Origin of the sequence: Polaromonas sp. 39-63-25 (genome assembly GCF_002278925.1) — a bacterium.
In the GTDB taxonomy this organism is placed as follows: domain Bacteria; phylum Pseudomonadota; class Gammaproteobacteria; order Burkholderiales; family Burkholderiaceae_C; genus Polaromonas.
The window spans coordinates 90,247-114,036 of the sequence record NZ_NCJH01000008.1; the positions used below are offsets into that span (position 1 = coordinate 90,247).

Sequence of the window (23,790 nt, forward strand, 5' to 3'; positions counted from 1 at the left end):
ATGATTGACAAACTCAGTTGGCTATCGGTCTACCCGGAAATCGTGCTTCTGGTCATGGCCTGCGTGATCGCCCTGGTCGACCTCGGCGTGAAAAGCCCGCAGCGCACCCTGACCTACGTGCTGACCCTGCTGACGCTGGCTGCCGTGGCGGCACTGGAGGCTGTGTACGCCGTCAAGGGCAACACGTTCTACGGCTTCGGCAACATGGTCGTGAGCGACCCCATGGGCAACTGGCTCAAGTGTTTCGCCTCGATCGCGATGATGGTCACCCTGGTGTATGGCCGTGGGTATGCGGCAGACCGCGACATGCTGCGCGGCGGCGAGCTGTTCACGCTGGGCCTGTTCGCGCTGCTCGGCATCTTCGTGATGATCTCCGGCAACAACTTCCTGGTGCTCTACATGGGCCTGGAGCTGATGACGCTGTCCAGCTACGCCCTGGTGGCGCTGCGCCGTGACAACGCAACGGCTACCGAAGCCGCGATGAAATACTTTGTGCTCAGTGCCATGGCCTCGGGCTTCCTGCTTTACGGCCTGTCCATGATGTACGGCGCCACCGGCTCTCTGGACATCAACGAGGTGTACAGGGCCATTGCCAGCCGCCAGGTGAACCACCAGGTGCTGGTGTTCGGTCTGGTGTTCATTGTGGCCGGCCTGGCCTTCAAGCTGGGCGCCGTGCCGTTTCACATGTGGCTGCCCGACGTTTACCAGGGTGCGCCCACGGCCATCACGCTGCTGATCGGTGCGGCGCCGCAGTTTGCCGCCTTTGCCATCTGCATCCGCTTGCTGGTGCAGGGCCTGCTGCCGCTGGCTATCGACTGGCAGCAGATGCTGGCGCTGATGGCCATCGGTTCGCTGCTGGTGGGCAATCTGGCGGCGGTGGCGCAGACCAATCTGAAGCGCATGCTGGCGTTCTCCACCATTTCGCAAATGGGCTTCCTGCTGCTGGCGCTGCTGGCTGCTGTGGTTCCCGGCAGGCCCCTCAATGCCGAGTACGCCTATGGCGCGGCCATGTTTTACGCCATCACCTATGTGCTGACCACACTCGCGGTGTTCGGCATCATCCTGCTGCTGGCACGTGCCGGCCACGAGTCCGAGGAAATCACCGACCTGGCCGGCCTGAATCAGCGTAGCCCGCTGTTTGCCGGCGTCATGGCCATCAGCATGTTCTCGCTGGCTGGTGTGCCGCCTGTGGTTGGTTTCTACGCCAAGCTCGGCGTGCTGCAGGCCCTGGTGTCCTCGCAACAGACCAGCTACATCGTGCTGGCGGTTTTTGCGGTGTTGATGTCGCTGATCGGTGCTTTCTATTACCTGCGGGTCGTCAAGGTGATGTATTTTGATGCCCCCAACGTCGGCATGCCCACGGCCATCGTGGCCCCGGCCGATGCCCGCGTGGTGCTGTCCATCAACGGCGCGCTGCTGCTGCTGCTGGGTGTCATGCCCGGCGGCCTGATGACGCTATGCCAGCAGGCGATTGCCAGCGTCGTGAAGTCCCTCGGCGCATGAACCAGACTGTCTCGATATGGTTGGTGGTGGCGCTGGCCCTGCTGGCGGCCAACCTGCCTTTCATCAGCAACCGCGTACTGCTGGTTTACCGGTTGCAGAACCCCAAAAATCTGGCGGTGCGTCTTGCCGAGATGGTGTTCTGGTATTTCGTGGCAGGCGGTATCGCGCTGCTGCTGGAGCAGCGCGCCGGCCAGATCGCGCCGCAGGGCTGGGAGTTCTACGCGATCACGGCCACGCTGTTCATCACCTTCGCCTTTCCGGGCTTTGTGTTTCGTTACCTGTTTAAACATCGTTGAGCGGCGGCGCCCGCCCGGTCTTCCGACATGCCTGAGCATCCCGCAGCGCCCCTTGGTACGGCCGACAGCCATCTGATCGAGCACAAGGTCGGCAGCCAGGAGCTGTTGCACGGCCATTTCCTCCACGCTTTCCGCGACACGGTCCGCCTGCCGGACGGACGGGAAGCCTCGCGTGAGTATGTGCGCCATCCGGGTGCGGTCATGATCATTGCCCAGCTCGGCGACGGCCGCCTGGTGCTGGAGCGGCAATACCGCTATCCGGTGCAGGCCGTGATGCTGGAGTTTCCCGCCGGCAAGCTTGATGCCGGTGAGGAGCCGCTGGCCTGTGCCCAGCGCGAGTTGCTCGAGGAAACCGGTTACAGCGCGGCTTCCTGGGCCCGCGCCGGTGTCATGCACCCGGTGATTTCCTACTCGACCGAATTCATCGACATCTGGTTTGCCAGGGACCTGACCCCCGGAGGGCGCAAGCTCGACGCGGGCGAATTTCTCGACGTGTTCACGGCCACGCCGGCCGAACTGCTGCAGTGGTGCCGCGATGGACGTGTCACCGACGGCAAGACACTGACGGGCGCGCTGTGGCTGCAGAACGTCCTGTCGGGCGCATGGACGCTGGACTGGCAGACCGGCACTTCCCGCACCGCGGGCTGATAATCAGCCCATGAAAGTCCTCAACCTCCAGTGTTCGCACCAGCACGCCTTTGAAGGCTGGTTTGCGTCGGAAGATGATTTTCAGGGCCAGCTTGCGCGCGGCCTGGTGACCTGCCCGCTGTGCGCCGACCCGGCCGTGCGGAAAATGCCCAGCGCCCCCCGGCTCAATCTGGGCGCCGCGAGCGGGGCGCCGGCAGTGGCTTCACCCTCGCGTGAACTGTCCGTGCCCGCGGCTGCACCGGCCGGCAACCCGGTGCATGAGGTGATGGCTGGCGCCGGTAGCCCGGCCGTGCAGGCCGAGTTCCTGAAGGCCTTGCGCCACGTGATGGCCAACACCGAGGATGTGGGGGAACGGTTCGCCGACGAGGCACGCGCCATGCATTACGGCGACGCCGAACAGCGCAGCATCCGCGGCCAGGCCAGCCGGGCGGAAGCGGTCGAGTTGCTGGAAGAGGGCATCGACGTGATGCCGCTGCCGCTGGCCGAGGCCGTCAAGGAAACGCTTCAGTAAGCAGCCACGAGCTCCCGGTCGCAATCAAGCAAGGGCCGCGGGACTGGCTTTGCCAGACCGCAGGCGCAGCGGCCCCCCTCGGGGGGGGCAGGGAGCTACACGTAGTGAGCGACCGTGGGGGTCACATGCTTCAGGGGTACAAACCGCGCAGCTCTCGTGTATGCAGAATACGTTTGCAGGCCACGATAAACGTTGCAGTGCGCAGGCTGACCTTGTGGTCCTGCGCCACCTGCCAGACGCCGGCAAAGGCTTCCTTCATGATGCGCACCAGGCGCGCGTTGATTTCGGCTTCGTCCCAGAAGAAGCTGGAGAAATCCTGCACCCACTCGAAGTAACTGACGGTCACGCCGCCGGCGTTGGCAATCACGTCGGGCAGTACCAGCACATTGCGTTCCTGCAGGATGTCGTCGGCTTCGGGGGTGGTTGGCCCGTTGGCGCCTTCGATGATCATGCGTGCCTTGATGCGCCCGGCGTTGTCCCTGGTGATCTGCTGTTCCAATGCGGCCGGGATCAGGATCTCGCAATCCACGTCCCAGAACTTGTCGTCGGCGATGACTTCGGCCTGCGCAAAACCGGCCACGCTGCCGGTCTCCGCCACGTGTCTGAGCAGCGAGGGCACATCGAGCCCGGCTTCACGGTAAATCGTGCCGCCATGGTCCTGCACGGCCACGACGCGTGCACCGGCTTCGGCAAACAGCTTGCCGGCCACGCCGCCCACATTGCCAAAACCCTGCACCGCCACGCGGGCGGTCGCAATGTCCAGGTCGATGTGTCTGGCCGCTTCGGCGCCGACGGTGAACACGCCGCGGCCGGTGGCTTCGCGCCGGCCCAGTGAGCCGCCCAGGTCCACCGGCTTGCCGGTGACCACCCCGGTGGAGGTCGAGCCGGTGTTCATCGAGTAGGTGTCCATCATCCACGCCATGATCTGCTCGTTGGTGTTGACGTCGGGCGCCGGGATGTCCTTGTTCGGGCCGATGATGATGCCGATCTCGCTCGTGTAGCGGCGCGTCATGCGCTCGAGCTCGCCGCGCGAGAGTTTCTTCGGGTCCACGCGGATGCCGCCCTTGGCGCCGCCGTAGGGCACGTTGACCGCGGCATTCTTGATCGACATCCAGGCCGACAGCGCCATCACTTCCGACAGCGTCACGTCCTGGTGAAAACGCACGCCGCCCTTGCCCGGACCACGCGAGACGTTGTGTTGCACGCGGTAACCTTCAAAGTGCGCCACCGTGCCGTCGTCCATGTGGATGGGCACGTCGACGATCAGGATGCGCTTGGGCCGCTTGAGCGTTTCGGCCCAGCGCGCCAGACTGCCCAAGTGCGGAATCACGCGGTCGACCTGCTGCAGGTAGTTGCCCCAGGGGCCGAGCTTGTCGGCCTGCAGGTAGGAGGGCAGGGGGTGCAAAAGCGTGGGGGCGCCGACTGTGGCGGCGGGGCTGGAAGCTTGCGACATCAAAAACTCCTGGTGGAAGATCAATGCGCAGAGCTTAGGCTCGCCGTGTCCGCCTGTCCAAGGCCGGGTTTATGGGTTGTTATGCATGAAACGCATAATCACGGTCTTGAATCGGAACGTCCTGGTCGCTCAGCAAGGTCCGCCTGCGCCGTGCCCCAAGGAAGCGCATGCTTTCAGGCGTTGAACTGCAGCGCGGCCAGCCGCGCATAAATCCCGCCGCGGCTCACCAGTTCGGCGTGGGTGCCTTGCTCCACCAGCCGGCCGTGGTCCAGCACCAGGATGCGGTCGGCCTTCTGCACGGTGGCCAGGCGGTGCGCCACCACCAGCGTGGTGCGGCCCTGCATGGCCGACTCCAGCGCCGCCTGCACCATGCGTTCGCTTTCGGCGTCGAGGGCGCTGGTGGCCTCGTCCAGCAGCAGCAGCGGCGGGTTCTTGAGCATGGCGCGGGCAATCGCGATGCGCTGGCGCTGCCCGCCCGACAGGCGCACGCCGCGTTCGCCGAGAAAGGTGTCATAAGCCTCCGGCAGCGCCATGATGAACTCATGCGCAAAGGCCGCCTGCGCCGCCGTCCGGACCTCGTCGTCACTCGCGCCGGGCTTGCCGTACCGGATGTTCTCCAGCGCACTGGTCGAGAAAATCACCGCGTCCTGCGGCACGATGCCGATGCGTTGGCGCAGGTCGTGCAGCGCCAGGTCGCGGGTCGCCACGCCGTCAAGCTCGATGCGGCCCGTGGCCGGGTCGTAAAAACGCAGCAGCAACTGGAACACCGTGCTTTTGCCGGCGCCGCTGGGCCCCACGATGGCCACGGTTTCGCCGGACGCCACGCTCAGGGAGAAGTCGCTCAGCGCCGCCTGCGCCGGGCGCGACGGGTAGTGGAAGGTCACCGCTTCGAATTTGATAGCGCTTCCCGCCCGTACCACGGGAGCTGGCACCGGATTGGGCGGTGATGTTACGGGGGAGCGGGTTTCCAGCAGTTCCATCAAGCGTTCGGTGGCGCCGGCGGCGCGCAGCAGGTCGCCATACACCTCGCCCAGCACCGCGGTGGCGCTGGCCAGGATGATCACGTACACCACCGTCTGGCCCAGGTGGCCGGCGGTGATGTCACCGCGCATCACCGCCTGCGTGCCCTGGTACAGGCCCCACAGCAGCGCCGCCGAGGTGGCGATGATGATGAAGGCCACCAGAACCGAGCGCGCCCGGGTGCGGCGGATGGCGGTGTTGAAGGCATTGGTGGTCGATTCGTCGAAACGTGCGGCCTCGCGCGCCTCGGCGGTGTAGCTTTGCACCACCGGGATGGCATTGAGCACCTCGGCCGCAATCGCGCTGGAGTCGGCCACCCGGTCCTGGCTGGCGCGCGAGAGCTTGCGCACGCGCCGGCCGAACCATGCCGAGGGCACGACGATCAGCACCAGCCCGCCCAGCACCTGCACCATCAGGTAGGGGTTGGTCACCACCAGCATGCCCAGCGCACCGATACCCATCACGGCGTTGCGCAGGCCCATGCTGAGCGACGAGCCCACCACGGTCTGCACCAGCGTCGTGTCGCCGGTCAGGCGCGAGAGCACCTCGCCGGTCTGGGTGGTTTCAAAAAACTCCGGGCTTTGCCGCACCACGTGCGAATACACCGCGTTGCGCAGGTCGGCCGTCACGCGCTCGCCGAGCCAGCTGACCATGTAAAAGCGGCCGGCTGAAAACAGGCCCAGCGCTGCCGCCACCGCAAACAGCTCGAAGAAGTGGGTGCGCAGCGCCATCAGCTGCGCCCCCTTGTCGCCCGCTCCCAGCCCGCCGTCGATCAGGCCGCGCAGCGCCAGCGGAAACACCAGCGTGGCTACCGCCGCCATCACCAGAAAGAAGATGGCCAGTCCGATGCGGCCGCGGTACGGACGCAGGAAGGGCACGAGGCCCGAGAGGGAGCGCGGCGATCCCTTGGGCGCGTCGGAGGGAGAGGAAGTGGCCATGAGGGGAGTTTAGTCGGCACGGCCGGGCGGGCTCGGGCGAGAAAGCCGGATGGCCTTTTGGCGGCTTGTCATAGATCAAGCACGCTGCCGGGGGGCAGCCCACAATCAACACTGCAGTGATCACCGCGCGTTGCGCTCGGGTTGTCAGGCTGCAGGGGGCGGCACCGTGCCGCGCAACACATAAAGGATAAACACATGCTGAAAAACAAGGTAGCCTTGGTCACCGGCGCGTCGTCAGGTATTGGCCGCGCCATTGCGCTGGTCTGGGCGCGCGAGGGCGCCCGGGTGGTGGTGTCTGACATCAACGAACAGGCCGGTGAGGAAACGGCCTCGCTGGTACGGGCCCTGGGCGGCGACGCCATGTTTGTGGCGGCCGACGTAGGCAAACCGCAGGACGGCGAGGCGCTGGTGGCGCGCACCCTGGCGCTGCACGGCCGGCTCGACATCGCCTGCAACAACGCCGGCATAGGCGGCCCGCAAGCCCCCACGGCTGATTACCCGCTGGACGGCTGGGCGCAGGTCATCAACATCAACCTGTCGGGTGTGTTTTATGGCATGAAGTACCAGATTGCCGCCATGCTCAAAAGCGGCGGTGGCTCCATCATCAACGTCGCCTCCATCCTCGGCAACGTCGGTTTTGCCGGCGCCCCGGCCTATACCGCCGCCAAACACGGCGTGGTCGGGCTGACGAAAGCGGCCGCGCTCGAATACAGCGCACACGGCGTGCGTGTCAACGCCGTCGGACCGGGCTTCATCCACACCCCCATGATCAGCGGCCTCGAAGAAGACCCCGCCATCAACGCCATGCTGGTCGGTGCCCATCCAATAGGTCGTCTCGGCCGCGCCGAAGAAGTGGCCGAGCTGGTGGTCTGGCTGTCCTCGGACAAGGCTTCTTTTGTGACCGGGTCCTATTACCCGGTGGACGGTGGTTACCTGGCGCGTTGAGCGGCCAGCCAGTGATCCGGACCGGAAACCTTCCGGTGGATTACCTGTAGATCGACGGGCCCGCAGCCACGGATTCCGTGCCTGCATTCATGAGTTTCCCGTCATCTCCGGAGGGAAGTGATTCAGCCTTCACAGGGCGGGTGGCTTGCCACCCGTCATTCTTGGTGTGCTTGATGAAAAATGACACCATGCGCTCCCGGCTGTCTTCTGCGGCGACTTTGTTGAGGCCCACGAGATTGCCCAGATAGCGCTGAGGCACGATATCGAGATCAAACGAGTGAGCCGCCTCGGGGTAAATCTTGATGTCCAGCTCCGCCCCGGCTGAACGAACACCCTGGCATTCCTGGGTCGGTGTCCAGCTGTCCTGCCCGCCACCAAATACCAGCAAGGGTGACGCCAGATTCACCCTGCGATTGCCGAATGAGCCACACCACGGGTAATAGGCCACCACGGCGCGATAACCACCTTCCCCGGCGGTTTTTCCATGTGGCGCATCACCCTTGGCGACATTGATGGCGACACTCCCGCCATTGCTCTGTCCCATCAGAAAGATGCTGCTGGTATTCACAAACGTCCGGGTTTTCAGGTAGTTCAATGCGTCGTAGGCATCGTGGGTACGGTAGTCAAGCGCATCGACCTGCTGGGGGACACTTTCGCAAACCTTGCCGCCACCGTTGTTCCGGGGACCAAAGCTGTCGAGGGCAAGAACGACAAATCCCTTGCCAACCAGATAGTCCGCATAGCCATTCATGGTGTAGCGCACCGCCGGTTGCCAGCCGCCGCAGCCATGCATGAGAACCACGGCCGGGAAGGGGCCATTTCCGGGGGGCTTCGATATGTCGGCCCTCAGGGTCACATGCGCCGACGTGTAGGCACGACTGGCCTGGAAATGCACTTTGTCGCCGGCATGAGCGGCGGCTACAAACATCGACGGCAAACACCACAAAGCAATGTAAGCCGACCGCCTGCGGTCGGTCCGCCTCTCGACGAATGGCCTCCCCGGAGCCGACGCAGGGCTCCCGGATTTCCTTCGTTGACTTTTCCGTCTCTCGAAAACAGGCGCCACCTGGACGCCCGCCATGGACCATCCGGTTTTGTACAAAGGCTGATTCATCGTCCCGATTCCCTCGAGGTCATGTGATGGCTGAATGCTTGGCGGGGCGCTGTCCTTGCCATCCCGCCAATATCTTGATTCTCTCCCTTTCACTGCCAGCCTTCAAGCTGTGGCTGATTTGACCGAATGCAAGCCGTCGTCGAGGCTGCTTGCCTGCACCCGGTGGCCCGGATGACGCAGGCCGGCCCTGGCCCTGCAGTCAGCTTCCACCGGCGGACCTGCATGACCTACATCAACACCCTCCACACGTCAGACGTTTAACCTTCTTCCTACAGTTTGTTACTTCTAGTAGCAGTTCGCGGTATCTGCAGCTGTCCCTCGGCATTTACGGATAACACAAACGAAATAAGGGGCGAGACACAACATGCCTGAGAAAAAGAAGGAAGCAGCCAGGACGGGCGCATCGCGACGGGCTGGCACTTTGCGTTTTTACGATGGTTCGTTCGTTCTGAACACAAGCTCCGGCATGTTTTATCGACTGAGCCCGGCAGCAGACTACCTGCTTCGTGCGCTTGAAGCCGGGGCGAAAACAGGTCAATTTGCGGATCTGATCGCAACCCGTTATGGGGTCGATCACGTAACTGCGGTTCGCGATACCGAACTCTTGTTGAACCAGTTCACAGCGCTGGGGCTTCTCGACAACTTCCAGACGAAGCGAGCCCCATGAAAAGACAGATGAAAGCCGTCGCGGTCACCGGCCTGCACCGCGGCGAAAACCCCCAGCCTGGTCCGGCAGTCATCGCCAGCTTGCGCCGGCGCTTCCCGGACCTGCGCATTATTGGTTTGTCCTATGACCCCATGGAGAGCAGCCTGTATGGGCAAGGGGCCGATCATCCGGATGCGGCCTACCTGATTCCATTTCCGGGTGCCGGAGCGACTGCGCTTCTGGAGCGCCTGGACATGATTCGCGAGAAGGAGGATCTTGGATTTGTCATCCCCTGTCTCGATTCAGAGCTGGAAAATTACATGGCCATTCATCCCCAGCTGCTGGAACGGGGAATTGGCTGCATTCTTCCCACGCCGAATTCGTTCAAGGCGCGGGGAAAAGCGGATCTGTACGATTTTTGCCGGCGCATCGGTGTGCCCGTGCCCGTGACGAAACTGGCGAACAACCCGGCTGCCGTTGAAAGATGCGCTCAGGAGATCGGCTATCCGGTCTACGTCAAGGGCAGGCTCTATAACGCGAATCTCGCCAGGTCGCGGGCAGACCTGGCGCAGGCCTACGACGAAATTGTCAAGGTGTGGGGCTGGCCGCTGATGGTTCAGGAACTGCTCTCCGGCGAGGAGTACGACGTTGCCGGCGTCGGTGATGGCAAGGGACGCATTGTAAAAAGCTGCACCATCCGGAAGCTGCTCCGGACATCGCACGGCAAGGGATTCGCCGGGATTGTGGTGGAGGACCCCGAGATTGATCATCTTTCGCAACGCATCATCCATGAGCTGCGCTGGGATGGCCCGTTCGAGCTGGAGTTTCTCAAAGCCCCCGGCAAGCCCCACGCACTGATGGAAATCAATCCGCGTTTCCCGGCGTGGATTGATTTCCCGTCTCAAATAGGTTGCAACCTTCCAGCATTGCTTCTTGACCGGCTCCTTGACCAGGAACCGCAGCCGCTGAGAACCTGCGCCGCCGGCCAGATGTTTGTTCGCCACTGCGTCGATCTCGTGGGCGAGTTTTCCAGTTTTGCCGACATGGCCAGTAGCGGCGAGCGCATTTTCAAACCCCGTTCAGCCCCCATAGAGAGCACTTCATGAACCGCGACTATTTACCGCCAAGCATTGGCCCCGAACTCGGACGCCAGGCCCTTGATGCAGCTGCCGACCGCAACCTGTACGCACGCGGTACGCGCGCACCGACCTTGTTCGAGATAGACGGCATTCCTGTGGCGTCGCTCGTTGAACAATTCGGATCACCACTGTTTGTTTTCTCCGAGCATGGTTTGCGCGAGAAAGCTCGACGCATGCGCGAGGCCTTCAGAAGCCGTTATGAGGACACAAACTTTGCATGGTCGTACAAGACCAATTACCTCAACGCGGTTTGCCAGGTATTTCATCAGGAAGGCTGGACGGCTGAAGTTGTTTCAGACTTCGAATATGAGAAGGCCCGCAAACTGGGCATCCCGGGCAAGGACATTATTTTCAATGGTCCCTACAAGTCGCGGAGCATTCTTGAGCTTGCAATCAGCGAAGGTGCACTGATCCAGATCGACAACTGGGATGAGCTCGGGGTCATCGAAGAACTCACCCGGCATCTCAGGAAGCCGCTCGACATCGGCATACGCGTCTGGCTTGATGCGGGCATCAGGCCGGTCTGGTCGAAGTTCGGTTTTGCCATCGAAAACGGCGAGGCCGGACGTGCTGCAGAGAGGATCCTGAAAAACCCCCATCTGAGGCTGCATACCTTTCATACGCATATCGGAACCTACATTCTGGATCCCAACGCATACCGTGTTGCGGCCACGAAACTTGTCGCCTTGCGCGAGCAGATTTTTGTCGAGCACCAGCACCTGGTCCCCTGTCTCAATCTGGGCGGTGGCTTTCCATCCCAAAGTCTGCTGCATGGCATGGAAGGTCCGGCCGAGCGGGTGATTCCCCCCATTGAAGCGTACGCCGATGCGATCACCGAGGTCCTGAATCGTTTGCCGGCGAAAAAACGGCCCCAACTGCGCTTTGAGAGCGGGCGTCATCTTGTCGACAACGCCGGCTATCTGTTGAGCTCGGTGGTCGCCATCAAGGGGGTTCGGGACCCGTTGGCCGTCAGCTCGGACCTGACCGGACGCGATTACAAGGAGCAGACGCTCCTGGGCGAAGACGCACTGGCAAGTTATGTTCTTGATGCGGGGATCAACCTTCTCTACACGGCAGCCTGGTACCAGATCGACGCACTCCCGTCCCGATCAATCAACGCGCCACTTTCCACGGCGCGGCTTTATGGCCCGCTTTGCATGGCGATCGACGTCGTTCGCTACCGCATCGATCTTCCCCCTCTCAACGTTGGCGAGGTGGTCACGCTGTATCCGGTCGGTGCCTATAACCTGGCCCAGTCCATGCAGTTCATTTCCTACAGACCCGCCGTGGTCATGATTGGGGCGAACGGGAAGCCGGAGATCATTCGTACGCGTGAGGTGCTCGACGATGTCCAGCGACCGGAGCGGCTGCCTGCCCATCTGGACAAGAAGCCTTGATGCTCACAGAAGCCCGCTCCACACATGAGCCTGCACCGGCGGCGGTCGGGGTACACCCTCGCCGCACGCCAGGCCCCGTGCGCAGAAAACTGGACGCGTGGCTTTCTCCTGCAGGGCTTGCGCTGGGGGGGGTGTTGTTCATTCCCCATCCCCTGCTTGGTGTTTTTTTGTGGCTGGCCCTCGCGCTCAACCCTCCCTATGTCGTGTTCGCCCTTTTGGGGCTGGTCATTGGTGCTTCGATCAAGCGCCTGCTCCGCATCAGTGATGGACCGATCCTGGGCGGCGGGCTGAAGGCCAATGCCTTGCTGGCCGCTGTCGTGACGGGGTGGATGACCAGCGGGCTGGGGCTGGCCTGGACCCCCCGGCTGGCGATGGCGGGCGCAGCAGCCATCGCGGCAACCCTCGTGTCGGCCACATTGATGCGCGCTTTCTCCAGAAGCATTTTCCCGCCGCTGCTCTGGGGGTATTGCCTCGTGGCGGTCATGCTGTTCAGTGTCTGCCCGCAGTGCACGGTGATTTCGGCGAACGCCATGCAACCCTGGCCTGCGCCCGTTGACGCCCTGGGCTGGGTGGAGAGCTTTCTGCGGTCGATGGGGTCGCTGATGTACCTGCCTGACGCCAGGGTCGGTCTGCTGGTTTGCGTGGGCGTGTTGTGCTGGTCCCGGACGATGTTCCTCAACGGCATCGTTGGCTGGATAAGTGGCGTATGCGTGGCGCTCGCTTTCCAGGAGATGTATCTGGTTTATTACTGGCTGCCCGTGTCGTACAACTATTTCATCGCGGGCATGGCGCTGGGCGCAGTGATCTTCCTGCCGGGCAGGTTGACCCTGCTGGTGGCGGCCGTTGGCGGGTGCGCTGCTTCATTCTTTGCGCTGGTGCTGCAGTACACGACAAACTGGTCGGCGATTGCCTACCTGCCGATTTCTTCGGGTGTGGCGATCTGGGTCGGTATAGGTGCATTCACCCGGGATCGGTCCATCGGACTGAGAAATCTCATGTCGGAGATCACGCCCGAGGAGAAGTGGTGGCGGGTGGCGTATTGGTACAAGCGGTTCGGGCCGTATTACCCCCTCTTTGCCGTACCAGTGGAGGGTGACCTGAAAATTTCGCAGGGCTTCGATGGCAAGCTCAGCCACATGGGTGTGTTTTGCCATGCGCTGGATTTCCAGCGCCCCGTGGCCTCCGGATCCATCTGGGGAGCCCGTGTCATCTCGCCGGTTTCAGGCATCGTCGAGCGCATCAAAAACTCGGTCCCGGACAACGCGCTGGGCGTGTGCAATTACGCCGAGAGATGGGGCAACCACGTTGTCATCCGCCTTGATCGCGGTGGCTGTGCTCTGCTGGCTCATTTGCAGCAAGGAACGGTGTCAGTCGTACCGGGCACGCGCGTGGAAACCGGAAGTTATATCGGGCTGGTCGGCAACTCCGGGCGCTCGCCGGTTCCGCATCTGCACCTGCAACACCAGGACGCGCCTGAGCCCGGTTCGCCAACAACGCCATTCCGGCTGGCCAATTTCCTGTCCGGTAACCAGACCGAAAGCGCTTCGTGGTCATGGAACGCCGCGGCTGTCCCGGGGGAGGGCGATGTCGTGATGGCGGCACCATCGAACAGGGTGGTCTATCAGGCACTGGCGGGCATGGTTCCGGGATCCGCGGTTTGGGTTGTGGAAGCCCGCGGGCATATTCCACGGGGATTTCGACAGCATTCTTCGGCCGGGACCTTGCGGGTTGACACTCATCTGGACGAACTGGGACAGCATGTTTTCAGGGCGGGGGAAAACGGCAGTCTGGTCTCCAGGCTCGATCCCGACGCCTGGCGCCTCGTTGAGCTCAGGCAGGTGACGTCGCCCTTTCTCAAGTTGCTCGCGCTTGCTGTGCCATCCATCCCGTATGCGGCCAGGCCTGGCATGGCCTGGAGCGATTTTCCGCCCATGATGCCGCCTGGTGGGCTGTTCGGCCCGCTGGTGCTGGCGCTGGCTCCCTACTTCAAACGCCAGTTTCTGAAAGTGTCCTGCGGATGCATGCCGACGCCTGCGGAAGCCGGCCATTCATTCCAGATCGACAGCCATGTGCAGACGCGCTCGCCGTCCTTGCCGCTCACGGTGTCCTGTGACTTTGCCATGCTGCGTGGCCCCGTCAGGGTGCAGGCCGATTTCCAGGGCGGGACGCTGGTTTACACCTTGCTGTCGTACGAGCCGCGCGACCTGGCGAAGGAGTGATGCCATGGCCCAAGCCTGACCTGCCCCGCAGTCTTTGTTCTGACTGCGCTTGCTGGCCACCTGTTTTTTTTGTTTGCCGTCTATCTTTTAAGGAGTATGAAAATGCTGAAATTTGAAAAAAATCGTCTGTTGCCTCTGGCCGCACTGGCTTTGCCCCTGCTGCTGGCTGGATGCGCGGGTAACGTCCTGCGGGTTGCGCCCCACGCTGAACTCAAGGTCGTCGATCCCGTCTGGACGACGGCGTACATCACGCGCAATCACGGGTACCTGGTTTATGACACCTTGTTTGCGATGGATGAAAACTTCGAGCCGAAACCGCAGATGGTCGACACGTGGACGATGTCTGCGGACAAGAAGGTCTGGACATTCAGGCTGCGTGACGGTCTGAAATGGCATGACGGAAAAGACGTCACTGCTGCCGATTGTGTTGCATCGCTTCAGCGTTGGAGCAAGCGCGACGGCGTGGGCCAGCAGATGTTCAGTGATGTCGAGAGCCTGACAGCCCTGGATGCCAGGACGATCAGCCTGAAGTTGCGTGTTCCCAATGGGAACGTGCTTGAGACGCTGGCCAAAATGTCGTCCAACGTGCCGTTCATGATGCCCGAGCGGGTTGCCCAGGCCGATCCTTCCCAGCCCATTCAGGATACCACCGGCTCGGGTCCCTTCATCTTCAAAAAGGAAGACTGGGTGCCGGGCAAAAAGGCGGTCTACATCAAGAACCGCAATTATGTGGCGCGCGTCGAGCCGCTGTCGATGGCCGCTGGCGGCAAGGTCCCCCAGGCAGACATGATTGAGTGGCGCTATTTCCCGGACCAGGCCTCAATGGCCCAGGCGTTGATCGACGGAACAGTCGACTATGTTGAATCTCCGTCGAACAAACTTGTTCCCACGCTCGAAGGCAAAAAGGATGTGGTTGTTGCGTCCACCGATCCGCTCGGGAATATCGGAATGGCCCGGTTCAATACGCTGTTGCCACCGTTTGACAATGTGGAGGTGCGGCGTGCTGCGGCGATGGCGATGCAGCAGGAAGACTACATGAGCGCAGCACTTGGGGATCCGAAATACTGGCGCACCTGTTACTCGGTGTTTCCCTGCGGCACGGCCTATTCCAACAACGCTGCCAGCGACGTCATGAAATCAACCAGCCTTGACGCCGCCCGGAAAGCGCTGCAGGCGGCGAAGTATGACGGTACGCCGGTCGTTATCCTCAATCCGGTGGACAGCCCCGTCATATCGGCTTTTACCAAGGTGACCGCCGAGAAATTGCGCCTGATTGGCATGAAGGTTGACGTTCAGGACATGGATTGGGCAACACTGACTCAGCGACGTGCCAATCGCGGCTCGGCCAAGGACGGTGGCTGGAGCATGTTTCACACCTGGTGGCTGGCCGGTGATGTCATGGACCCTGGTTTTATCGCCTTCTCCGGGGACCGTGAAAACGGCTGGTTCGGCTGGCCGCAGGACGCGGAACTCGAGAAATATCGCCTGGCCTTCAAACAGGCCGCCACTCTGGATGAAAAGAAGGTGCTTGCTGCCAAAGTACAGCAGCGGCTCATCGAGATCGGCGCCTTTGGCATCCTCGGGCAGTTCTTCGAGCCGGTTGCCTTCAGCAGCCATGTCACCGGTATCACATCGCCTATCCAGTTCTACTGGAACATGTCGGTCGAGCTGCCTTGGTGGAAGCGCATGCTGCGCCAGGTCGGCAAAAGCTGGATGTAAGCGTCATGGGGGTCCATTGGCACCGAGGTGTCGATGGGCCTCCTGGCAGGCCTTGGCGGACCCGGCCGGTGCCGCGATGGCTCACCTGAATATGTGGACTTGAGCAGCTATTTATTTGATAGCTGCTTGCGCTTGTTGGTCAAGGGCTGAAGGCCTGAAAGGCTTGCAAACCCGGCGTGATGCCGGGTTTGCCCTGCACAAGGCAGGCGGGGCCGGCTATGCGCGCGACAGCCGCCGCGCCGGCTGCGCCCCGCCCCGCGGCAGGTTGGCGCTGACCAGCGCTGCGGCCAGCGTGACGAGCCACGAGTAATACACCCACACCAGGAAAGCCAGCAAAGGCGCGAAGGCGCCGTAGATCGTGCGGTACGTGGGCACGTTGGCGAGGTAAATCGCGAAGCCGTGTTTGCCCAGCTCAAACGCGATGCCGGCGAGCAGGCCGCCCGCGATCGCATCGCGCCACCGAACAATGGTGTGCGGCACGAAGCGGAACAGACAGGCGAAGCCGGCGACGCTCAGGACCACGGGCCCGAGGTTCAGGGCATGCGGCAGCCAGGCGGGGCGCGTTCCCACCAGTCCGCTGGAGGCAGCCAGAAGATAGGACGCGGCCCACAGGCTCGCACCGATGATCACCGGGCCGGTGAGCAGCATGGCCACGTACAGGGCCAGCCGTCGCAGCACGGTGCGCGGCTTCTTCACCCGCCAGATCCGGTTGAGCGTGTTCTCCACGCTCAGTAGCAGCGTAAGGGCCGACACCAGCAGGACTGCGAAGCCCACCTGCGTGAGGCCGCTGGCGTTGCCCGCGAATTGCGCCAGGTGTTTCAGCACCGTCCTGGCGATGTCGGCCGGCAGCAGGCCGCGCAGCAGGTGCTCGCGAATCGCTTCCCCGGCCGCGCGCAGGGCCGGGATGCGCGCGAACAGGGCAAAACTCACCGCCAGCAGCGGCACCATGGACACCGCCATCGTGAAGGTCAGGCCGCCCGCCGCCTGGGCGAGGCGTTCCTCCCGGCCGCGCCGGAGGATGCGGGTGATCAGGTTGCCCTGGTTTCGGCTTGCAGTGGTCATGGCAGCAATATAGCCACGTCCTTGCAGTTTCTGGCCCGGCGTTGGGGAAATGTGGAAGCTTGCTTGCTCAAACGCGGCATCCGCGCGACAAAGCCCGCCCGGCGATGACACTGCCCGGCGCGGTGGGCAGCCCGATCCTGATGCGATCCTGATGCGGCAGGTGGTACGCTGGCTGGAGCATGAACACCCCGGGAACATCGCAAAACGGCAGCCCTTCAGCCCGCAACTGGCTCGTTGTGGTGTTGCTGCTGGCGGCAGCCACAGCGGTCGGGCTGGTGCTGGACAGTTACGTGACGCTGACCAGCCTGGCCATGGTGTATGTGCTGGCGGTGGTGATTGCGGCCTACCGGCTGGGCTGGATCGAATCGACGGTGTGCGCGGTGGGGGCGGTCACGGCGCTGAATTTCTTTTTTGTTCCGCCGCGCTGGACCTTCGAGGTTGACCACCGGGAGAACCTGATTGCGCTGGCCACCATGCTGGTGCTTGCCCTGGTCATCAGCCGGCTGGCCACGGGTCTGCGCCGCGAGACAGGGCTCGCCCGCCTCAACGAGCGGCGCGCGCGCCAGTTGCAGGCCCTGGCCACGGCGCTTGCCAGTGCCAACTCCCGGGAAGAAGTGCTGACGGTGGGCCGGACGACCCTGAACGCCGCCTTTGCCGGCCCCTGTTTTCTGGTGCTCACAACTGCCGGCAACGAGCTGGAACACGCCGACGGGCTGGATGCTTCCGTGCGCGATGGCATGCGGCAATGCATGGCCGATGCGGCGCTGCTGGGGCCGGGCACCGGGCGCTGGCCGGGGCTGAATGCCTGGTACCTGCCTCTGGGCGAAAAAGGCCGTGTGACAGGGGCCGCCTGTGTGCAGCCGGCCCTGGCCAGGGACGAAGACGGCCGCCAGCATGCGCAGGCGCTGTGTTCGCTGCTGGCGCAGGCGGTGTGGCGCCTGCGCCTGACCGCGTCCATGCTGGCCGCGCAAGGCGAGGCGCAGCAGCAGCAATTGCAGAGCACATTTCTGGCGGCGATATCGCACGACTTGCGCACGCCGCTGGCCGCGATTGTGGGTGCCGCCTCCTCATTGCAGACGCAGCGCGACAAGCTCAGCCCGGCCGAGCAGGACCGCCTGCTGGGCAGCATTGCCGGCGAGGCCGCCTACCTGTCCGCGGTGACCGAGAACACCCTGCAACTCGTGCGCCTGAGCAGTTCGGCGCAGGAACTCCGGCGCGACTGGGAGTCCATGGAGGAAATTGTCGGCGCGGTGCTGGCGCGGGTGCGCCAGCGCGACCCGGGCCGCCGCATCCGGTCCCGGGTGCCCGAAGGGCTGCCGCTGGTCAAGGCCGATCCGGTGCTGCTTGCGCAGCTGCTCGGCAACCTGCTCGACAACGCCCTCAAGTACAGCGAGGGTGCGATTGACCTGACGGTGGGCGTCGAGGGCGGGGAACTCGTGGTCTCGGTCAAGGACCGCGGTGATGGCATTCCCGATGCCGCGCAGGCCAGCATTTTTGAACCCTATGTCCGGGGCGACCAGGTGGGCCCGCGTGGCGCCGGGCTGGGCCTCGCGGTGTGCCGCGCGATTGCCCAGGCGCATGGGGGGCGCCTGACGCTCAGGCGCCGCCAGGGCGGTGGCAGCTGCTTCTCCCTGGCCCTGCCGATCGAGGTGCAGCCGTCGCGGGGAGAAGGGCCATGAGCGCAGCGCAGAACCGCTTCAAGCCAGCGAACACCCCCTCGGGGGGCAGCGAGGACACGCCGTGCCGAGCGCGGGGGCTGCCATGACGCTTCGTGTGCTGGTGGTCGAGGACCACCGTGAAATACGCGCGCTGATGCAATCGTCGTTGTCGGTGGAGGGCTTCGAGGTGCAGACCGCCGTGTCACTGAGCGAAGCAGGGGCCATGCTGCGCCACCACCCGCCCGACGTGATCGTGCTGGACCTGGGCCTTCCCGACGGCGACGGGGTCGAGCTGGTGCGTGAGGTGCGCAGGCACAAGGCCATTCCCATCATCGTGGTGTCGGCGCGCCACCAGGAGGCGCAGAAGATCCTGTTGCTCGATGCCGGCGCCGATGACTACCTGACCAAGCCCTTCAGCGTCGGCGAACTGCTGGCGCGCATCCGGGTGGCGCTGCGGCATCGCGGCACGGCGCTGGCCGCCGCGGTGACCGAACATGTGCTGGACGACCTGCACATCGACCTGCAGTCGCATGTGGTGCTGCGCGACGGCCAGCCCGTGCACCTGACGCCGACCGAATACAAGTTGCTGGCGCGGCTGGTGCGCAGCGCCGGCCGGGTGGTCACCCACCGGCAGTTGCTGGCCGATGTCTGGGGGCCCGAGTTCACCGAGCACACGCACTATCTGCGGCTCTACATGGGTCAGCTTCGGGCCAAGATAGAGCGTGACTCGGCCGAGCCGCGCCATCTGCTGACTGAAACCGGGGTGGGTTACCGCCTGGCGACCGCTTGACCTGCTGCGCACTTATGCGTTCCTGATGCCCCGGCGGCGACAGTGAAGCCTTGTTCACTGTTGATGGATGGTTATGACCAAGACTTCCGGCCGCGAAAGCATGGCGGCGCTCACCCTGGGCGCCATGGGTGTGGTGTACGGCGACATCGGCACCAGCCCGCTGTACACCATGAAGGAAATTTTCAGCCCCGCCACCGGCATAACGCTGGACGCGGCACATCTCATCGGCGCCACGTCGGTGATCTTCTGGGGCCTGATGCTGGTCGTCACGCTCAAATACGTGCTGCTGATCCTGCGCGCCGACAACCGCGGCGAGGGCGGCATCATGGCCTTGACGGCACTGGCGGCCAAGGCCGCCGGCAAGACGCCGCGGCGGCGCGTGATCCTGCTGCTGGCCGGTGTGTTGGGGGCGGCCCTGTTTTACGGCGACAGCGTGATCACGCCGGCAATTTCCGTGCTCAGCGCGGTCGAGGGGCTGGAGGTGGTGACGCCGGTGCTCAAGCCCTATGTGCTGCCCGTTTCCATCGCGGTGCTCATCAGCCTGTTTGCCATGCAGCGTTACGGCACGGGCACGGTGGGCAAGCTGTTCGGGCCCATCATCGTGGTGTGGTTTGGTGTGCTGGCCTTCACCGGCCTGTTGCAGATCATCGAGCAACCCGCCATTCTGGCCGCGCTCAACCCCCTGCAGGCGTTCTCCTTCCTGCGGTTGCAGGGCTGGCACATGTTTGTGGCGTTTGGCGCCATCGTGCTGGCCTTCACCGGCGCCGAGGCGCTGTACGCCGACATGGGGCACTTCGGCAAGCGGCCTATCCAGTTCGCGTGGATGGGCCTGGTGCTGCCGGCCCTGACCATCAACTACATGGGGCAGGGCGCGCTGCTGATGCGCGACCCGTCCGCGCTGGAGAACCCGTTTTATCACCTGTTCCCGCAAAGCTGGCTGATCCCCGCCGTGGTGCTGGCCACCCTGGCCACGGTGATCGCCTCCCAGGCGGTGATCTCCGGCGCCTATTCCATGACCAAACAGGCCATGCAGCTGGGGCTGTTGCCGCGCATGCAGGTGCAGCACACCTCGGCCAAAGAGGCGGGCCAGATCTACATGCCCGAGGTCAACTGGCTGCTGCTGGTGGCGGTGCTGCTGGCCGTCGTCGGCTTCGGCAGTTCGTCGGCGCTGGCCTCGGCCTATGGCATCGCGGTGACGGTAACCATGCTGGTCACCACCGTGCTGACGTTTTTTGTGGTGCGCCATGCCTGGGGCTACCCGCTGCCGGTGGCGCTTGCGGCCACCGGCGTGTTTCTGGCGCTCGACCTGCTGCTGGTGATTTCCTGCTCGCTCAAGTTCTGGCAGGGCGGCTGGTTCCCGCTGGTGCTGGGTGCGGCCATCTTCGTTGTCATGGCGACCTGGCGGCGTGGCCGGGAGCTGCTGATCGAAAGCATGCGCCGCGACGACCCCGAACTGCTGCCTTTCATCACGGCCCTGGCCGCAGACAGGGAGCGCCGCATCCCGCGCACCGCCGTTTATGCCGTGGCCAACCCCGACACGGTGCCGCAGGCGCTGATGCACAACCTCAAGCACAACCAGGTGCTGCACGAGCGCAACCTGATCCTCACCGTGGTGTTCCACGATGTGCCGTGGATCCCGTTCGAGGAGCGCGTCCAGGTCACGCCGCTGGTGCCGGGCTTCTGGCGGGTGCAGGTGAATTACGGTTTCATCAACACACCGGATATCCCCAAGGCGCTGGCGCTTTGTCAGGCCCAGGGTTTGCCCATCAACCTGTTCGAAACGTCCTACTTCCTGAGCCGCGAAATTGTGGTGCCGACCCGGGGCGCCGGCATGGCGCACTGGCGTGAAGCCCTGTTTGCCATCATGTCCCGCAACGCAGGCAGCGTGGCCACCTTTTTCCGCCTGCCCAACAACTGCGTGATTGAACTGGGGACGCGGGTGCAGATCTGAGCCCGGGTCGGAACGGGGGCAACTCGCTGTTTGCGTGTGCGAACAAGATCCAGGCACGGCCTGTGGTGCCGTTTCTCAGGAGCTTGTTCACCCGCGGTGAAGGAAAAGAGCGGTTTTGACATCGCCCAACTGTCTTCAGGACTGCCCGGTGAACATCCCCGGGAATGCCTCAATGGCGCCCAGCGGACGAGTTCACCACGCACCGCTCACGAAACTCGGAAGGTGTCATGCCGTGGCGCTCTCGGAAGGCCCGGTTGAAAGGCCCGATGGATCCAAACCCGGCTTCCAGCGCCAGCGTCAAAATGGGCCGGCGATGGAGCGCCGGGTCCGACATACGCGCCGTGACCTCTCGCAACCGGTGGTCATTGACGAAGGCGGCAAAGTGGCGGTGTCCGAGACGCGCCAGGATCAGCCGCCGCAACACGTATTCCGGCACCTCCAGGGCAGAGGCCAGACGCCTGACCGAAAGTTCCGGGTCGCGGTAAAGATGCTGATCACGCATCAGGACGGCCAGCCGGTCAACCAGCGCCGCATCACCGTCCACCCTGGCGCCGGGCAAGGACGCGGGCTCGCTTGCCTTGCCGGGTAGCGCGGCCGGTTCGAAAAGCGCTTCCTGGGCCTGCGGCCTCACGCCCAGCAGGAACACCGCGCTGGCCAGCAGCGCCAGGACGATCAGCGTGATGTTGAGCAGATCCAGCCAGGGGGGCGGGGCCGAGCGCTGGAGGTAGATCTCCACCATCACGACGACCAGGCTGTAGCACCCCAGCGCGCCCATCACAATCCAGCGCAGGCGACGGCGCGCATCGATCAGATCACCCTCGTGGCTGCGCCAGGCCCTGACACCGGCCGAACCCAGAAAACCAATTGCCATCACCTTGCTCAGGCCACCCAGCACCACCCTCCAGTGCGGCGGGACAGGCAGGTAGTCCACCCCGGCCAGCAGGCCGCCAACAATCATGGCCGTGGCAGCAGCCCAAGCCACCCTGGGGACGTGCCGGTCGTCCTCCAGCACCACCGAGGCCAGCCGCCAAAACGCGAAAGGAAACGCCAGGGCTGCCAGCACCAGGGGCAGGGCGCCGGGCTCGGCGCCGCACAGCCGGGCGGGAGAGGCGCAGACCAGATAAGCGGTCACGCAAGACAGCATCAGCAGCAAGTCGGCGCGCAGGCGCCAGCCGCCACGCGCAGCAGTCACCAGGAGCAGCAGGATCGCCATGGCGATGCCTGCACCGCGCAGCAAAGGTTCGATCAGGTTCATGGCAGTGCCGAGCATGTCACAAGGGCGGCGTCCGATCTCGCCAAAACCTTCAATGTCTGGCCTTTTCGATAAAACGGCAAGCATTCGCCGGAATCGGGCAGACGCCTGACCGCAATTTTTCTAAATTTGGCGTCACTTCAACGTCAAGGAGATCTTCATGACCTGTTTCCAGGATTATTGGGCCGCGGTCGTCGCGGCCTGGCCAGGCATCTGGCTGGCTGACCTGTTGCGCTATCTGGTCGTCGCGGGCGGTCTGGTTGTCGCCCTGGCATGCGCACCCGCCGCCTGGCGGGAACGCCGAACGGTTCGTATCCGCCAGGTCGCCGGTGGACAGCCATTGCGCGAGTTCGGCCATTCCATGCTGACTGTGCTTGTCTTTTCCCTGGTGGGTGCCAGTGTTTTGCTGGGGTACCACGCGGGGGTGATGAAAATCTATCTTGTTCCCCGGGAATTCGGCTGGCCCTGGCTGTTGGCCAGTTTCTTTGTCATGGTCATCCTGCACGACGCGTGGTTCTACTGGACCCACCGGCTCATGCATCATCGCCGCCTGTTCCGCTGGGTGCATCGCACGCACCACCAATCGCTTGCGCCTACACCCTGGGCGGCGTATTCGTTCGCGCCTGCTGAAGCCTTCGTGCAGGCCATTTTTCTGCCCCTTTTCCTGCTGCTTGTCCCGGCACACCAGTTCGTGGTCTTTCTGTGGATGGCGCACATGATCGTGCGCAACGTGGCGGGCCATGCCGGCATCGAACTGGTGCCAAGGGCCTGGCTCGCAGGCTGGTGGGGGCGCTGGCTGACCACCACGCTGCACCATGAATTGCATCATGCCCATGGGCATGCGAACTATGGCCTATATTTTGTCTGGTGGGACCGCTGGTGCGGCACCGAGCATCCCGGCTACCAGGACAGGCTCTGGGCGCTGGCCGGCCGGCTTTACCAGGCACGTGCCGCGCGTCGTGGCTGCGAATCCAAAGCCCTCGCATCGAAGGAGGATCAAACCCCCCGCATCGCCATCTCACCGCACACTTTGACATTTTCCCTGCGGGCACGCCAACTGCCATGAACACGCTCGAACTCAAAATTCCCCCACCGGTGCTGGCATTGGGCCTTGCGCTTCTCATGTGGCTCACGTCCCTGCTTTTCGAGCCATGGCCCGTGCCGTACGGATTTCGACTGGGCGCGGCGCTGGCTCTTGTTGCCATCGGCCAGAGCATCAGTATCTGCGGCATCCTTCTGTTCCGGCGAGCGGGAACCACCATCCATCCGTTCAAGCCAGACGCGACATCGTCGTTGGTCACCAACGGTGTCTATCGCTTCACGCGCAATCCCATGTACATCGGCCTGTTGCTCACGCTCTTTGGGTGGGTCGCCTTCCTGGCGAGCCCGCCGGCCTTGCTCTACCTGGCTGTGTTCGTGCTGTACATGAACCGTTTCCAGATCGGACCCGAGGAGCGCGCGCTTTCATCGCTCTTCGGCACCGACTATGCCGCCTACCAGACACGGGTGCGCCGATGGCTCTGAGGCTT

20 protein-coding genes are annotated in these 23,790 nt (G+C 63.6%); 15 read left to right on the forward strand and 5 right to left on the reverse strand.

The annotated features are described in order from the left end of the window. From nuoN to B7X65_RS12110, 4 genes are read left to right on the forward strand one after another with little or no spacing between them, the layout of a single operon-like run. Positions 1-1,503 (forward strand): NADH-quinone oxidoreductase subunit NuoN, encoded by a 1,503-nt coding sequence (gene nuoN / locus B7X65_RS12095; protein ID WP_293594550.1) that lies wholly within the window; start codon positions 1-3, stop codon positions 1,501-1,503. Further along, complete coding sequence (locus tag B7X65_RS12100) at positions 1,500-1,799, forward strand: DUF2818 family protein (protein WP_293594551.1); 300 nt, start codon at positions 1,500-1,502, stop codon at positions 1,797-1,799. Before nuoN ends, B7X65_RS12100 begins: the two co-directional genes overlap by 4 nt. Positions 1,800-1,826: 27 nt before the next feature. Continuing rightward, the gene (locus B7X65_RS12105) at positions 1,827-2,447 is read left to right on the forward strand and encodes an NUDIX hydrolase (protein WP_293594552.1); all 621 of its coding nucleotides are present in this window, start codon (positions 1,827-1,829) and stop codon (positions 2,445-2,447) included. A 10-nt stretch (positions 2,448-2,457) separates the two neighbouring features. Next, positions 2,458-2,958: a DUF1178 family protein gene (locus B7X65_RS12110; RefSeq protein WP_293594553.1), complete on the forward strand. Its 501-nt coding sequence runs from the start codon at positions 2,458-2,460 to the stop codon at positions 2,956-2,958. A 130-nt stretch (positions 2,959-3,088) separates the two neighbouring features. On the opposite strand, the gene B7X65_RS12115 is transcribed toward B7X65_RS12110, so the two are convergent. Together B7X65_RS12115 and B7X65_RS12120 are read right to left on the reverse strand one after the other, a co-directional pair. Further along, on the reverse strand, positions 3,089-4,411 hold the full coding sequence (locus B7X65_RS12115; RefSeq protein WP_293594554.1) for a Glu/Leu/Phe/Val dehydrogenase: 1,323 nt from the start codon (positions 4,409-4,411) through the stop codon (positions 3,089-3,091). Between the two features lie 173 nt (positions 4,412-4,584). After that, positions 4,585-6,369 (reverse strand): ABC transporter transmembrane domain-containing protein, encoded by a 1,785-nt coding sequence (locus B7X65_RS12120; protein ID WP_293594555.1) that lies wholly within the window; start codon positions 6,367-6,369, stop codon positions 4,585-4,587. A gap of 195 nt (positions 6,370-6,564) precedes the next feature. Here B7X65_RS12120 and B7X65_RS12125 point away from each other — a divergent pair, with 195 nt between their 5' ends. After that, the gene (locus B7X65_RS12125; protein WP_293594556.1) at positions 6,565-7,314 is read left to right on the forward strand and encodes an SDR family oxidoreductase; all 750 of its coding nucleotides are present in this window, start codon (positions 6,565-6,567) and stop codon (positions 7,312-7,314) included. A gap of 40 nt (positions 7,315-7,354) precedes the next feature. Here the strand turns inward: B7X65_RS12125 and B7X65_RS12130 are convergent, their stop codons facing one another. After that, complete coding sequence (locus tag B7X65_RS12130; RefSeq protein ID WP_293594557.1) at positions 7,355-8,242, reverse strand: dienelactone hydrolase family protein; 888 nt, start codon at positions 8,240-8,242, stop codon at positions 7,355-7,357. A 550-nt stretch (positions 8,243-8,792) separates the two neighbouring features. Here B7X65_RS12130 and B7X65_RS12135 point away from each other — a divergent pair. The 5 genes from B7X65_RS12135 to B7X65_RS12155 all read left to right on the forward strand — a co-directional run bounded on the left by B7X65_RS12135 (position 8,793) and on the right by B7X65_RS12155 (position 15,548). After that, positions 8,793-9,095: a PqqD family protein gene (locus B7X65_RS12135; RefSeq protein WP_293594558.1), complete on the forward strand. Its 303-nt coding sequence runs from the start codon at positions 8,793-8,795 to the stop codon at positions 9,093-9,095. Beyond that, positions 9,092-10,180, forward strand: coding sequence for an ATP-grasp domain-containing protein (locus tag B7X65_RS12140; protein ID WP_293594559.1), 1,089 nt, complete (start codon positions 9,092-9,094; stop codon positions 10,178-10,180). Before B7X65_RS12135 ends, B7X65_RS12140 begins: the two co-directional genes overlap by 4 nt. Beyond that, a complete protein-coding gene (locus B7X65_RS12145) occupies positions 10,177-11,610 on the forward strand; it encodes a hypothetical protein (protein ID WP_293594560.1) in 1,434 nt (477 codons plus the stop codon). Before B7X65_RS12140 ends, B7X65_RS12145 begins: the two co-directional genes overlap by 4 nt. Beyond that, positions 11,610-13,829 (forward strand): urea transporter, encoded by a 2,220-nt coding sequence (locus B7X65_RS12150; protein ID WP_293594561.1) that lies wholly within the window; start codon positions 11,610-11,612, stop codon positions 13,827-13,829. Before B7X65_RS12145 ends, B7X65_RS12150 begins: the two co-directional genes overlap by 1 nt. Positions 13,830-13,931: 102 nt before the next feature. Further along, the gene (locus tag B7X65_RS12155; protein ID WP_293594562.1) at positions 13,932-15,548 is read left to right on the forward strand and encodes an ABC transporter substrate-binding protein; all 1,617 of its coding nucleotides are present in this window, start codon (positions 13,932-13,934) and stop codon (positions 15,546-15,548) included. 216 nt (positions 15,549-15,764) lie between these two features. Here the strand turns inward: B7X65_RS12155 and B7X65_RS12160 are convergent, their stop codons facing one another. After that, the gene (locus B7X65_RS12160) at positions 15,765-16,610 is read right to left on the reverse strand and encodes a YhjD/YihY/BrkB family envelope integrity protein (protein ID WP_293594563.1); all 846 of its coding nucleotides are present in this window, start codon (positions 16,608-16,610) and stop codon (positions 15,765-15,767) included. A 179-nt stretch (positions 16,611-16,789) separates the two neighbouring features. Here B7X65_RS12160 and B7X65_RS12165 point away from each other — a divergent pair, with 179 nt between their 5' ends. The 3 genes from B7X65_RS12165 to B7X65_RS12175 all read left to right on the forward strand — a co-directional run bounded on the left by B7X65_RS12165 (position 16,790) and on the right by B7X65_RS12175 (position 21,009). Continuing rightward, positions 16,790-18,289, forward strand: coding sequence for a DUF4118 domain-containing protein (locus B7X65_RS12165; RefSeq protein ID WP_293594564.1), 1,500 nt, complete (start codon positions 16,790-16,792; stop codon positions 18,287-18,289). An 82-nt stretch (positions 18,290-18,371) separates the two neighbouring features. Beyond that, positions 18,372-19,058, forward strand: a complete 687-nt coding sequence (locus tag B7X65_RS12170) for a response regulator (protein WP_293594565.1) — start codon at positions 18,372-18,374, stop codon at positions 19,056-19,058. A gap of 73 nt (positions 19,059-19,131) precedes the next feature. Further along, positions 19,132-21,009, forward strand: coding sequence for a potassium transporter Kup (locus B7X65_RS12175; RefSeq protein ID WP_293594566.1), 1,878 nt, complete (start codon positions 19,132-19,134; stop codon positions 21,007-21,009). Between the two features lie 169 nt (positions 21,010-21,178). Here the strand turns inward: B7X65_RS12175 and B7X65_RS12180 are convergent, their stop codons facing one another. After that, positions 21,179-22,264, reverse strand: coding sequence for a helix-turn-helix transcriptional regulator (locus B7X65_RS12180; protein ID WP_293594567.1), 1,086 nt, complete (start codon positions 22,262-22,264; stop codon positions 21,179-21,181). A 157-nt stretch (positions 22,265-22,421) separates the two neighbouring features. Here B7X65_RS12180 and B7X65_RS12185 point away from each other — a divergent pair, with 157 nt between their 5' ends. Together B7X65_RS12185 and B7X65_RS12190 are read left to right on the forward strand one after the other, a co-directional pair. Continuing rightward, a complete protein-coding gene (locus B7X65_RS12185) occupies positions 22,422-23,327 on the forward strand; it encodes a sterol desaturase family protein (RefSeq protein WP_293594568.1) in 906 nt (301 codons plus the stop codon). Then, positions 23,324-23,785: an isoprenylcysteine carboxylmethyltransferase family protein gene (locus B7X65_RS12190; RefSeq protein ID WP_293594569.1), complete on the forward strand. Its 462-nt coding sequence runs from the start codon at positions 23,324-23,326 to the stop codon at positions 23,783-23,785. Before B7X65_RS12185 ends, B7X65_RS12190 begins: the two co-directional genes overlap by 4 nt. Positions 23,786-23,790: the final 5 nt, after the last annotated feature.